At 64.6% G+C, this 13,842-nt stretch carries 10 protein-coding genes; all 10 read left to right on the forward strand.

Annotated elements, in window-relative coordinates:
- Positions 1–54 precede the first annotated feature (54 nt).
- Positions 55–480 carry a hypothetical protein gene (locus OJB03_RS04230; RefSeq protein WP_263785511.1) on the forward strand — a complete coding sequence of 142 codons (426 nt, stop codon included), beginning with the start codon at positions 55–57 and terminating at the stop codon, positions 478–480.
- A gap of 69 nt (positions 481–549) precedes the next feature.
- A complete protein-coding gene (locus OJB03_RS04235) occupies positions 550–1,476 on the forward strand; it encodes a DUF3108 domain-containing protein (RefSeq protein ID WP_263785513.1) in 927 nt (308 codons plus the stop codon).
- Between the two features lie 316 nt (positions 1,477–1,792).
- Entirely contained in the window at positions 1,793–2,971 is a 1,179-nt protein-coding gene (locus tag OJB03_RS04240) for a site-2 protease family protein (protein WP_263785514.1), read from the forward strand.
- Between the two features lie 144 nt (positions 2,972–3,115).
- Positions 3,116–4,546: a pyruvate kinase gene (pyk, locus tag OJB03_RS04245; protein ID WP_263785515.1), complete on the forward strand. Its 1,431-nt coding sequence runs from the start codon at positions 3,116–3,118 to the stop codon at positions 4,544–4,546.
- A gap of 108 nt (positions 4,547–4,654) precedes the next feature.
- Positions 4,655–7,684, forward strand: coding sequence for a type IX secretion system periplasmic lipoprotein PorW/SprE (porW, locus tag OJB03_RS04250; protein WP_263785516.1), 3,030 nt, complete (start codon positions 4,655–4,657; stop codon positions 7,682–7,684).
- Between the two features lie 125 nt (positions 7,685–7,809).
- The gene (ftsH, locus tag OJB03_RS04255) at positions 7,810–9,795 is read left to right on the forward strand and encodes an ATP-dependent zinc metalloprotease FtsH (RefSeq protein WP_272507105.1); all 1,986 of its coding nucleotides are present in this window, start codon (positions 7,810–7,812) and stop codon (positions 9,793–9,795) included.
- Positions 9,796–10,188: 393 nt separating this feature from the next.
- A complete protein-coding gene (gene rpsL, locus OJB03_RS04260; protein WP_263785518.1) occupies positions 10,189–10,563 on the forward strand; it encodes a 30S ribosomal protein S12 in 375 nt (124 codons plus the stop codon).
- A gap of 47 nt (positions 10,564–10,610) precedes the next feature.
- Positions 10,611–11,081 carry a 30S ribosomal protein S7 gene (rpsG, locus tag OJB03_RS04265; protein ID WP_263785519.1) on the forward strand — a complete coding sequence of 157 codons (471 nt, stop codon included), beginning with the start codon at positions 10,611–10,613 and terminating at the stop codon, positions 11,079–11,081.
- 73 nt (positions 11,082–11,154) lie between these two features.
- Complete coding sequence (fusA, locus tag OJB03_RS04270; RefSeq protein ID WP_263785520.1) at positions 11,155–13,275, forward strand: elongation factor G; 2,121 nt, start codon at positions 11,155–11,157, stop codon at positions 13,273–13,275.
- An 88-nt stretch (positions 13,276–13,363) separates the two neighbouring features.
- On the forward strand, positions 13,364–13,842 hold a 479-nt coding region (locus tag OJB03_RS04275), incomplete at its 3' end, for a GTP-binding protein (RefSeq protein ID WP_263785521.1).

The raw sequence follows: 13,842 nt of genomic DNA on the forward strand, positions 1-13,842 counted from the left end.
GGTCGCTCATCCGGTCCACTACGAGCAGGTGCTGATCAAACCCCCGCGCCCGACATGGCACTTCCCCTCGAAGTTCTTGCCGATCTCCAGTTGGTCGTCGACGGAGAAGACATCGACATTCGGGGGACCGGAGACCGAATCGTCGTCGACCTTTCGAGCCTCCGAGCCGGGCGTCGTCTGCTCGCCTCGGGTCCGTTTGCGTCGGGCCAGCGAGCACGAACGACCGGTCGCATCCACGAGGCCCTGGACATTTCGGGGCTCACCGTCGAGGTTCGGCTTCGAGGAGATCCGGTTGCGCGCCTTGGGGCCGAAGCACAGCCCGGGACGGTTGGGCGCCTGCTGAATCTCAACGGCATTGAGGTGCACCCCGTACGGCCTCTCCAGGCCGTCCTGCGCCGCCGGCCCGTCCTTACGACGACCGTCGCGATTGGGCTGCTCGTTGGGCTGGGATGGTGGCTGTTCCGGCGTGGAGACACGTAACGAAGACCAGGGGAGGCCAACGAAAGAGAATGCCACCCGATGTGATCGTCTACCCACCCGTCCCCGCCCATGTGGTCTCGTGCCCTCGTGCTTGGGTCAATTGGCCCTCTTCTTCTCGGGCTTGTCCTTGGATGTAGTCGTCCTCCCACCTCGTCGGAGACCGACGCAGATCCCGTTGTGGACACCCGCTACCTTACGGCGGATGTCTGGAACGACGGTCAGGCAGAGGTGGCGTTCTATCGGGTCGACCGGACTCGCAACCAGTACGGCCGGGCGGAAGAGCAAGAGTTTATTGTGGGGACGTACCTCGTCAAGCATCGGTTCAGCCCGACCGACATGACGAAAGTGACGGACGGCACGGGCGTCTCCTCCTTCAAATACGCCGCATTCTACGAGCTCGAGAGCGGCTCGTATCAGTACAAGCGCAACTGGGTGGTGAACGCACGGCAGAAGGACCTCCGGCCCTTCAAGCAATCGTTCACGAGCTTCGACTGGTGTTCGAACCTCTATCGCGAAGTGGCCTTCCCGACGGACGGATCCGTGGAAGTGCGCACGCGGAGTGATGACTACGGCAACCGCCGCGCATCCTTCGCCCAGCGCCCGAATGCGTATCCGCCTGCCCAGCTCCCCCTCCTGATTCGAGCCCTGGACTTCGAGGCTGCCGACACGCTTTCCTTTTCTGTCCCCGTCGCGGACAGCAGCGCGCACGTCTCGGCCCGGGCGGTCCGTGCGGGGACGGAAACGATAGAGACTGAGGCGGGCGCACATGACACGGAGCGCATCGTCGTGCACTACGAGACGCCGGTGCCATCCCCGGTTGGGGAGACAAGCGACAGGACGGAAATCTACTGGCGCGGCACCGGGCCCGAGCGGCGCCTCGTCCGTATGGAGGCGGAGGGGGGGCGATACCAAATGGCACTCGTCGAGCACCTCCGTACCCCGTACTGGCAGGAAAACCTGTGGCCGAAGTTGGACCGCATTGAAGAACGTCCCTGAACAATCGGTCTTTTTCGGGGCGTTCCTCCTCCTTGATTGCTCGTGACAGTAATTACTCGCGACAGGAGGACTCCGGGCGGTCTGAGGGGGTGCTTCTCTCGCCGTTCCGTTCTGCACAAGGTTCTCCTACGCTCTGGCTTTTTCTTCTGAGCCGTGAGGACGGTCGTGCGTGGGGGACAGGCGGCACTTCCTCTCCTGCGCTTGATGGAGCGAACGAGGGCGGTGCGCCCACGTCGCCGGTCGGGTCCGGCGGAACCATGGCCCAACGCATCGCCGTTCGCAGAAACCAAGCCTGAGGAGCAACTCACACAAGCGCATGAAGCGTTCACTCCGTGTCGGGTCCGTGGCGGGAATTGGGATTTTTCTGCACTGGACCTTCCTGCTGCTCGTCGCGGCAATCTTCGCCTACTACTACGTCCAGAGCCAGAGCCTGGGCGCAGCCCTCTCGGGGGTGGGCCTCATTCTCGGGGTCTTCGTGTGCGTGATTCTCCACGAACTGGGGCACGCCCTGACCGCCCGTCGCTTCGGGGTCCCCACGCGGAGCATTACCCTCTATCCAATTGGGGGACTGGCGCGGCTGGAGCGTATTCCCTCCGAGCCGATGAAGGAGTTCTGGATTGCCATCGGCGGCCCGGCCGTGAACGTGGTGATTGCCTTTGCCCTCGCCCTTGTGCTGCTGGTGACCGGGGGCACCCTCGCCCCGGAGGTGCTGGAAGCGCCGGGCAGCCACGCCCTGGCGTCTCTGATGTGGATTAACGCCGTACTCGCGATCTTTAACATGCTGCCCGCTTTTCCGATGGACGGCGGGCGCGTGCTCCGGGCACTCCTGGCGCTCCGCTGGGACTACGCCCAGGCCACCCAGACGGCCGCCAACGTGGGACAGGGCATGGCGGTCCTGTTCGGGCTGTTCGGGATCATGACATGGAATCCTGTTCTCCTGTTTATCGCCCTGTTCGTGTACGTCGGGGCTCAGCAGGAGTCAAAGCAGGCCATGTACCGCGCCTTCACCGAGGGAACGCCGGTGCGGGAGGCGATGGTGACGCGGTTCGCGACCCTGATGGTCGACGATACCCTCGACGACGCCGTGGACGCGCTTCTGGCCGGCACTGACCACGATTTTCCGGTGCTGGAGGAGGGGGCCGTCGTGGGCCTGCTTCGGCGCAAGCAGCTTATTCAAGCCCTGTCCGAGCGCGGCCGCGACACCCCGGTCGGGGAGGCGGCCGACGCGGACTGCTTCACCACGGCCCCGAGCGCCCCCCTCGACGAGGTGTTCCAGCAGATGAACGCGCGGAGTTGCTCGACCGTGCCGGTCGTGGAGGGGGGGCAGCTCGTCGGCCTGCTGACCCTCGAGAACGTGGGTGAGCTGATCATGGTGTCGAGTGCCCTGGAGACGCGATCGCACTCGCGGGTCCCTCGTGACCAACTCTCCGAGGTGCCGTTGAGAGAGCGCCCGGACGGGGCGTCCTCGTCTTCCGGGGCTCCGCCCGTCCCGTGAAGACTTCCGGGGAAATCCGGCGGCTGCGGCTCCTGCCGTGCATTTCTACGCGGGCTCTTCTAGATTTGGGGCGGTTTGCGTCACAGAGCCCCCAAGGCGCAGGCCTTTTCTCACGCGTACTGTCTCCCCACCCTCTTCGGAAGCATGGACCGCCGAACAAAAATCGTCTGCACGTTGGGCCCCGCCACCACGGATCCGGAAACGCTCCGTCGTCTGGTAGCGGCCGGAATGGACGTCGCCCGCATGAACTTCTCGCACGGCACCCACGAAGAACACCGGGAGCGCGTGAAGACCGTTCGGGAGGTGGCTGAAGCGGAGGGGAAGGGGATAACCGTGTTGCAGGACCTGCAGGGCCCCAAAATTCGGGTAGGGGCGGTACAGAACGACTCGGTCATGCTAGCGGAGGGGGACGAAGTGAGAGTGACCACCGACACCCCGCGGGAAAGCACGAACGAGCACATCTTCATCGACTACGAGGCCCTCGCCCGGGATGCTCGAGAGGGAGAGCGCATCCTGATCGACGACGGCCTGCTCGAGCTTCGGGTCATCGAGACGAACGGCTCGCAGCTCCGAGCGACGGTTGTGGAGGGCGGCCCGCTGCGGTCCCGCAAGGGCGTGAATCTGCCCGACCTCCAGGCCTCCACGCCCCCGATGACGGAGAAGGACCTGAAAGACCTTGAGCTGGGCCTCGAATTGGAGGTCGATGTCGTGGCCCTCTCGTTTGTGCAGGAGCGCTCTGACGTGGAGGCGCTGGTCCACCGCATCAAAGAGACAGGGAAGAAGACCAGCGTCATTGCTAAGATCGAGAAGCCCCAGGCCGTCCACAACATCGACGAGATTCTGGAGGTTGTGGATGGTATCATGGTGGCGCGGGGGGACCTGGGCATCGAGATGCCGATGGAGGAGGTGCCCGGCACCCAGAAGCGTCTTATCCGCAAGAGCATGGAGGCGGCCAAGCCCGTCATCACGGCCACGCAGATGCTTGAAAGCATGGTGGAAGACCCGCGCCCGACCCGCGCCGAGGCGAGCGACGTGGCCAACGCGGTCCTTGATGGCAGCGACGCGGTGATGCTTTCGGCGGAGACGGCGGTTGGGGATCACCCGGTCCGCGTGGTGGAGGCAATGAACCAGATCATTCGGCAGGCCGAGTCCTACTGGCAGGAGGAGCGCCGGGCCCTCACCATGACGCCCGATCACTTTGAGCAGGGGGCGAACGTAACGAACAGCGTTAGCTTCACGGCCTGTCGCCTTGCCGAACAGGTGGGCGCGGAGGCCATCTGCTGCCTCACCAATTCGGGATCGACCGCTCGCTCCATCGCCCGACACCGGCCCAGCATGCCCATTTATGCCTTCACCGATAACAAACGGGTGGTTGCGCAGCTCGGGAGCCTCTGGGGCACCGAGGCCTTCTACATTCCCTTCCAGCAAGACACCGACCAAGGCATGGCGCGTGTGCACAGCGTCCTCCACGACTACGACCTGGTGACGTCGGGCGGCCACGTGGTGCTGACCGTTGGGATGCCGCTGCCGGCCCGGGGACGTACCAACACCGTCCATGTGAGTACTGTGCAGTAGGGAGGTCCCGGCGCGCTGGGCCGTCACGGACGGATCCCGTGGCGGCTCGCTTTCATTACAGGGGCCGCATGTGGTTTTCCTCCTTCCCGACGTGACTGGCGTGTCGACATGGGTTGCTTCTCTCCTCGGGGACGGGCACAGGTCCGTACGGCGTGCGGCCTCATTCTTCTCCTTGCCGGGGCCGGACTGATGATGAGCTGTGGACGTGGCTCGTTCATCGGCCGCCAGTACGACGACCTCACGGCCTACTACAATACTTTTCACAACGCCACCCGGGCCTTCGAGTCCGGACTCGAGTCGGTGAGTGAGTCGGGCGGGGACATCGATCGGACCCGCTACCTCTCTGTGTTTCCGCCGCCTCGGGGGGGAGCCGGCCAGTCGGCTTTCGAGAAAGCAATTCAGAAGAGCGCAGATCTGCTGCGCGAGCACCCCAACTCGAAGTGGGTCGACGACGCGCTGCTCCTCATCGGACGCTCCCGGTACTATCAACAAAACTATGTGGGAGCGGCCCAGAAATTTCGGGAGGTGATTGCCCTCGGCGCGGAGCGAGAAGGAGAGGCCCGTTTCCGGCTCGCTCAGACGCTTGTGGCGGCCGATCGGTACCCGGAGGCCGCCGAGGCACTTCGGACGGGACTCGGCCAGGAAGAGGGGTATGGCAGCTGGACGGCCCGAATGCGAGTGGTGCAGGGGGAGCTGTTCGTGCGGCAGCAGAACTGGGGAGAGGCCGAGCAGGCCCTCGCTCAGGGACTGAACGGCGAGGTGCCCGACGGCATGGGGGCGCGGGCGGCGTTTCTGCTGGGACAAGTGCGCGAGACGCTCGATGATCCCGACGGGGCCCGGGCGGCCTACCGACGGGCACTGGAGTATGACCCTCCGTACCCGCTGGCGTTCGCCGCCGAGCTGACGGCCATTGAAATGGATGGGGGGGACGGCAATCCCGAGCAGGCCCTGGAACGGCTGGCGGACTTGGAGCGGGACGACAACACTCGTGAGATGCGGGCGGAGATTGCCCGGGTTCGCGCCCGTCTGTATCGGGCACAGGGACGTCCCGACCGGGCGCGAGCGGTGCTCACGGATGCCTTGCGGGGCGACGAGGCGCCGCGAGGGAGCGGAAAAGGCCGGACCCACTACGAACTGGCGACCCTCTACCGGGACACGTACGAGGACTTCACCCGGGCCGCGGCTCATTTCGACACGGCATCGACGACCCTTTCGTCGGGTCCGGGCCGGGGTGCGGATGAGAACGAAGAGGCCCAGACGCTTCCGCAGGCTCCATCGGACGCGGCGGCACAGGCAGACCGCTTTCGAAGGCTGGCGGATCGCTCCCAGGCTGTGGCCCGGATGGATTCTCTTCTGCGCCTTGGCCGCATGCCCCCCGCCGAGTTCCAGTCCGTCGTAGAGAAGATCCGCCAGCGCCGATTGGACGAACAGCAGGCGCGCGCCCAGCGGTCGAGTCGGCAGCCGCAATTTCGGAGAGGGAGACGTCCTGGGGAACGAGATGCCTCTGCGCCCTCGTCCGGACAGACCGCCGCGCAGACGCAAGGGTCCGACGCTGGGTTCCTATTTCACCGCGACCCGGCCCTCGTGCAGCAGGGCCGCCGCCAGTTTGAGCAGACGTGGGGCGACCGTCCTCTCACGGACAACTGGCGCCGCACGGAGGCCATCCGCGGACGTCCAGACGGCCGCCCGAGTGCCGAACAAACCGAAGAACAGGTGGACCCGCAGTCGTCCACGGGCCCGTCTGCAACGGCCGGCGTCATCGATGTATCGGCCGTGCCGCGTGACTCGGCCAGTCGAGCGGAGATGAGAGCCCAGCGGGCCGTTGGGCGGTACGAGTTGGCCAACGCGCTCTTCCGGGCCGCGGGCCGTCCCGACTCGGCGCAGACCTGGTTCCGTCGGGTGCTCGACGAGACGCCGGAGCATCCGGTGGCGCCCCAGGCCCTCTACGGGCTGGCCCAGGCGTACCGGGCGCAGGGCGACACGGCCGCCGGAGACGATGTGTACCGGCGCCTCGTCGAAGAACATCCCGAGACGCCCATCGCGAAGCGTGCTCGTGAACAGCTGGGACTGACGACGACCGATGAAGAGCCGGACCGGACGGCGAGCCGGGCAGACTCGGCGTATGCCAGGGCCTACGAGGCGTGGCGGAGTGGGAGCCCCGACGCGGCCCTCGAGGCGTTCTTAAAAGTGGCCGATGCGCATCGCGAAACGAGTGTGGCGCCCCGTGCGCTACTGGCCGCTGGGGTGGTGTATCACCGAACGGCCCGCCACGATTCCACCGGGGTCGGGCGGGCCCGCTTTGAGCGCTACGTGGATTCATTGGCGCAGGCCGACGCCTATGGTCGTCCACCCGACACAACGGGCAACTCGTCGCGGAACGCGACGGCCTCTGTACGGCAATCGCCGGACTCTGCCACTTCGGCCCGGGCACGTCCCGCCGACACGACCGGCGAGACGGGAGCTCGACCTGCCGCCGACCCGGCGGTCCTCGACACATCGGACGCCGACCGCCCGGAAGGGCCTCCCCGCCGGATGCTTGACTCGACAGCCGTGACGACCCGAGGGGGGACGGACTCAGCGTCGGACCGTGACGCGACGCTGGGGCCTGCTGCCAAAGACACAACTGTCTCCCCGGATCGGCCTGGGCCACCAGACACCACCACGTCCGCCCTGGCTGAGGAGAAGGCGGCGTCGGATTCCGTGAGTGCCGCGCCCCAGCCGCGGGATGAGCCAATCGCTCCGTTTGAAGTCCTCCTGTCCCACCTCATGGCCCGTTATCCCGAAACAGCCGAGGCGGAGCGAGCACAGGTCCTTCTCGCCCAACTGCGCGAACAGCGTGCTGTCCAGAGGGGCGCTACGGAGGATTCGACCGGAGCGGAGACGCCGGGGAGGCCCGCAGCAAGCGGGGACCCAGGGGCTGCCGCTCCGAACGCAGATACGACCACCGCTGAAGACCGCTCGCGGGCCCTTGATGGGGCGGCAGGCTCGCTCGCACGACCTCGGCGCAGGCCCGCCGACACGACTCAACCCAAACGGGAAGGGACCGGGTCCTCTCAGCGCCGTGATTCCTCCGCGACGACGCCAGCCCGGGATGCGTCTCCCGTTCGGGCGGATACGTCTCGACGTCCCCCGATATGAGCCGGGGGAAGAATTTCCTTCCTCGTTTTCGTTCGTACCACTGCATCGTGTCTTCGCTTGAGGCCATGTCATCCAATCCTGGTCCATCATCGAGTGACCCTGGCCCGCAGCAGGTGTGGACCATCATGCGCTCTCCATACGCGCTCTGGATCGGGGGTGCCATCGTCCTGGCTCTTCTCGTGCATTTCGGGATCAAGTGGCAGCAGGCGAGCGCCCCTGTGCGCATCGAGTATAGCACGTTTCTCGAGCATGTGGAGTCGGGCCATGTCGAGCGGGTCGAGATCGTCGATGGCGAGCGCATCGAAGGCACCTACACGGCCGCGGCGGTGCAGGGCGACCGGGTCGAGGCCCGTCCGCCCCCGTCCGGCCCGATGGGCGCCGTCGTCGATCGTTCTCGGCGTGCCTTTATGGTCCACAAACCCGCTGCCCACGAACTGACGGCCTTCCTGCGACGTCACAACGAGGCCGCGATGGAGGCGGGGACCGCGCCCGTCACGTTTGCGGCCACGCAGGAAACCGACTGGGTCGGCACCCTTCTCCTATGGGGGCTGCCACTGGGACTCATCGTGGGCATCTGGCTCTTCTTCATGCGACAGATGGCGACGGGAGGGCGCAGAGAGCAACTCGACGGCGACGCAGCGGCGCTCTTCGAAGAGGCGGACGAGGGGCGCGTAACCTTCGGCGACGTGGCCGGACTCGCCGGGCCGAAAGAAGAGGTCGCGGAGATCGTCGAGTTCCTACGACGCCCCCAGAAGTTCACCCGTCTGGGGGGCGCCCTTCCCACCGGCGTTCTGCTCGTGGGGCCGCCTGGCACTGGGAAGACCCTCATGGCGAAGGCCGTTGCGGGTGAGGCCGGAGTGCCCTTCGTTTCCATCTCCGGATCGGACTTCATGGAGATGTTCGTAGGCGTGGGGGCGAGCCGGGTTCGGGACCTCTTCGAACGAGCAAAAGAGCGGGCCCCCTGCATCATCTTTATCGACGAGGTGGACGCCATCGGGCGCACCCGGGGCGGGCACGGAGGCGCAGGCACCGGGGAGCGCGACAATACCCTGAATCAGTTGCTCGTCGAGATGGACGGGTTTGACTCCGACGAGGGAGTCGTCATCATGGCGGCCACCAATCGGCCCGACGTGCTGGACTCTGCCCTCCTGCGTCCGGGGCGCTTCGATCGGCAGATCTCCATCCATAAGCCTGATCGGCTCGAGCGGGCGGACATCTTTCGGGTACACGTCGACCCCCTGCGCCTGGACGAATCGGTCGATCCCGAGGCGCTGGCGCGTCAGACACCCGGCTTTGCCGGCGCCGAGATTGCGAATGTCTGCAACGAGGCGGCCCTTCTGGCGGCGCGGCAGGGCAGGAGCGCGATCCAGATGGAGGACTTTGGTCAGGCCCTCGACCGCGTCATTGCGGGGCTGGAGAGAAGCAACAAGCTGATTTCGCCGGAGGAACGACGCGTTATCGCCCATCACGAGTCGGGACACGCCATCGTCGGGTGGTTCCTCGAACACACCGATCCGGTCGTGAAGGTCTCCGTCGTGCCCCGGGGCATGTCTGCGCTCGGTCACGCGCAGCACCTCCCCAAAGAACGAGACCTCTATTCGAGAGGGGCACTCATGGACCGCATGACGATGGCCCTCGGAGGACGAGTGGCCGAAGAGCTTGTCTTCGGGCGGGCGACGACCGGAGCGAAAGATGACCTCGAACGAGTTACGAAGACGGCCTACGCCATGGTGGTGGACTACGGGATGAGCGACCGAATCGGCCTCCTCAGCTACAACCAGGCCGAACGCCGCGACGACGGTCCCCTGTTCGAGAAGCCCTACTCCGACGCCATGGCCGAGGCCATCGACGAGGAGGTAGCCAAAATTGTCGCGGAAGCGCGGACGCGGGCAGACGATCTTCTTCGAGAGAAGCGGTCGCTGCTCGACGAGATGGCCGAGCGACTCCTCCGGGAAGAGGTGCTCGGAACGGAGGCCCTCGTGTCCCTCTTGGGAGACCCGCCGCATGGAAAGTACGCACGGCTGGAAACGCACGACGAGACTTCTCGCGGACCCGCCTCTGCTCGTGGGCACGCCCCCCCGGATGAGGCGTCGCCACCGTCACAGGAATAAGATGGAAGTTCGTCTGAATCCGACGAAGTGTCGCGACGCATGGAAACCCCACCGAATGCCGTCCCGTAGAGCCCTTCTGCAGAGAAGAAAAGAAGACATCCGACACGCCACAGCAAAGAAGGCAAGCGCAGTTCTAGCTTGCCTTTTTCTTAGCTCTCGGCTTGCAGAAAAGATTGATCAACCGATACAGAGCAATGTATCGGGCTGTCGAGCGACTAAGTGTCTGCACTGGCGGCATGAGCCGGAAATACTGTTTTCATTTCTTCTTTGCCCCACGATGAGGACCCTAGCTGCAGGGCGGATGGTAGTTAGTAAGTGTGCGTACTCAGGAACAGCCGAGCACGCACCCGCGACGTCCTTCCGACATCGTCCCGACAAACGACCAATACCGACGTGCCGACGACTCAGCAGTTGATCCGAAAAGGGCGAAAGTCTGAAGAGGAAACGAGCGATGCTCCGGCGCTGGAAAGCAGCCCGCAGCGTCGTGGGGTGTGCACACGAGTGTACACCACCACCCCCAAGAAGCCGAACTCGGCGCTCCGAAAGGTGGCCCGTGTGCGGTTGACCAACGGCAACGAGGTCACCGCGTACATCCCGGGCGAGGGGCACAACCTGCAGGAACACTCCATCGTGCTCGTTCGCGGTGGACGTGTGAAGGACCTGCCGGGTGTGAAGTATCACATCGTGCGAGGAGCCCTCGACACGGCCGGCGTAGAAGAGCGTCGGCAGGGCCGCTCGAAGTACGGCACGAAGAAGCCGCGTGAGTAGAACGCCGCTCCACTGAACCCTGTTCTTGACGACAGCCAGCTTTCCCTATGTCACGAAACGAGGCCCCCGAGCAGCGCACCACACAGCCGGATCCTGTCTACCGGGACGACATGGTTTCCCGGTTCGTCAACGCCATCATGCGGGACGGAAAGAAAAGCCTCGCTCGGCGCATCGTGTACGACACGCTTGATGTGATCGAAGAGCGCGCCGAGGAAGAAGGGCTAGAGGTATTCAAGAAGGCTGTGAACAACGCCGCACCCTTAGTGGAGGTGCGAAGCCGTCGCGTGGGAGGCGCGACCTATCAGGTGCCCGCCGAGGTGCGCCCTGAACGGCGCATCACGCTGGCCTTCCGCTGGATCATTCAGTACGCCCGGGCCCGGAACGAGAAAAGCATGGTGAATCGCCTCGCGAGTGAGCTGGTTGATGCTGCTCGCGGCGAAGGCGGTGCCGTAAAGAAGAAGGACGATGTGCACCGCATGGCCGAGTCCAACAAGGCCTTCGCTCACTTCCAGTTCTAAATTTGCTGGATGGATCGGGCCGCCACCCGGTCTGCACTGAGCGTTCAAGTACGCAACTTTGAGCTTTATACCCATGGCTACGCAGACAAACGAGAGCTTCCCGCTGGAGAAGACCCGAAATATCGGCATCATGGCCCACATTGATGCCGGGAAGACCACCCTCACGGAACGCATCCTCTTTTACACCGGGCGTTTGCACCGGATGGGAGAGGTGCACGAGGGTGCGGCGACCATGGACTTTATGGAGCAGGAGAAGGAACGAGGCATTACAATTACCTCGGCGGCCACCACCTGCTACTGGGACGACCACCGGGTTAACATCATTGATACCCCGGGCCACGTCGACTTTACGGTTGAGGTGGAGCGTTCTCTCCGCGTGCTTGACGGAGCGATTGCTCTGTTCTGTGCCGTTGGCGGCGTGGAGCCGCAGTCAGAGACGGTTTGGCGCCAGGCCGAGAAGTATGACGTGCCGCGGATCGGGTTCGTGAACAAAATGGACCGAACGGGGGCGGATTTCGAAAATGTCCTCGAGATGATGGAGGATCGCCTCAGCGCCAACCCGGTGCCGGTACAGTACCCCATTGGGGCCGGCGATATGTTTCGAGGGGTCATCGACCTCATCGAAGGCAAGGCCATCATCTACGACGACGAGTCCCAGGGCATGCAGTGGGAGGTCGTTGAGATTCCGGACGACATGAAGTCGGAGGCCGAGCACTGGCGCATCAACCTCTTGGAGAGCGTCGCGGAGTACGACGACGAGCTGCTGATGAAGTACCTCAACGAGGATCAGGAGGTGGAGCCCGAAGAGCTGCACGCGGTGATCCGAAAGGCGACGCTCAACCGCGACATGACGCCGATGTTCTGCGGCTCTGCCCTCAAAAACACGGGCGTGCAGCGCGTGCTGGACGGGGTCACGAACTACCTTCCGAGCCCGGACGACGTGCCTGCCATCACGGGTCACCACCCACAGGAGAAAGAAGAAGACATCACTCGTCATCCGCGCGAGGATGAGCCCTTCAGCGCCGTCGCATTCAAGATTACGACGGACCCGTACGTCGGGAAGTTGACGTTCGTCCGTGTCTACAGCGGCACGTTGGAGTCTGGCTCCCGCGTCTACAGCCCCACCCGGGACGAGGACGAGCGCATCGGGCGCATGATGTTCATGCACGCCGACAGCCGAGAGGACGTGGACGTGATCCGCGCCGGGGACATCGCCGCGGTGGTCGGTCCGAAGAACCTCAAGACCGGGGACACGATCTGTGATCCGGATCACCCAGTGGTGCTCGAATCCATGGAGTTCCCGGAGCCAGTCATCCGGATTGCGGTCGAGCCCAAGACCAAGGCCGACCGGGACAAGCTCACCAACGGCCTCACGAAGCTCGCCGAGGAAGACCCGACGTTCAACGTCCGCACCGACGAAGAGACGGGGCAGACGATTATTGCGGGGATGGGCGAGCTCCACCTCGAGATTATCATCGAGCGTCTCAAGCAGGAGTTCAAGGTCGAGGCCAACGTGGGACAGCCCCAGGTAGCCTACCGGGAGGCCCTGACCAACATGATCGACGAGCACTACGTCCTGAAGAAGCAGTCCGGAGGCCGCGGGCAGTTCGCCGAGGTCTACATGGATGTCGGTCCGATTCCGGAAGAGGAAGAGGAAGAGAGCGGGCTGGTGTTCGAGAACGAGATCAAGGGCGGGGTTATCCCCAAGGAGTTCATTCCGTCCGTCGAGCGCGGCATCGCAAGCGCAATGGAGGACGGTCCATTGGCCGGGTATCCGATCGAGGGAGTGTGGGTGCGTCTCTACGACGGGGACCACCACGAGGTCGACTCCGACCAGAACGCCTTCGAGATTGCCGGCCGCCTCGGCTTCCGGGAGGCCGCCCGCCACGCCAGCCCGGTTCTGATGGAGCCGGTAATGGAGGTGGAGGTTGTGACCCCGGACGATTACATGGGGGACATCATCGGCGACCTCAACGGCCGACGCGGACAAATCGGCCAGATGGGCCAGCGCAATGACGCACAGGTCATCAACGCCGAGGTGCCGCTCTCGGAGATGTTCGGCTACTCGACGGACCTCCGTTCCCTGTCTCAGGGACGAGCCATCTACACGATGCAGTTCGGGAGCTACGAGCCGGTTCCCGATGAGATTGCCTCCGAAATCATGGACGAGCAGACCATGGGCGCGACGGCGTAGTCCGACGGCGCCGCGGGGCCTCGGTCCCGCGTCTGCGTTCTTTTCTGCCATATTCGATTCCACACGCACACACCGACCACACACCACCATGGCCAAGGAAGAGTTTGCGCGGGAGAAGCCGCATGTAAACGTAGGAACGATCGGTCACGTCGACCACGGGAAGACGACTTTGACGGCGGCGATCACGAAGGTATTGGCCGAGCGCGTTGGCGGGGCGGCGGAGCAGACCTTTGAGGCGATCGACAACGCCCCGGAGGAGCGGGAGCGCGGCATTACGATTGCCACGAGCCACGTCGAGTACGAGACGGAGAACCGGCACTACGCCCACGTCGACTGCCCGGGGCACGCGGACTACGTCAAGAACATGGTGACCGGTGCGGCGCAGATGGACGGTGCGATCTTGGTGGTCGGGTCCGACGACGGCCCGATGCCGCAGACGCGGGAGCACATTTTGCTTGCTCGTCAGGTGGGGGTGCCCTACCTAGTGGTATTCATGAACAAGACCGACCTGGTCGACGACGCGGAGCTGCTGGAGCTGGTGGAGATGGAGGTCCGGGAGCTTCTGAC

The organism is Salinibacter grassmerensis (genome assembly GCF_947077765.1).
In the GTDB taxonomy this organism is placed as follows: Bacteria; Bacteroidota; Rhodothermia; order Rhodothermales; family Salinibacteraceae; genus Salinibacter; species Salinibacter grassmerensis.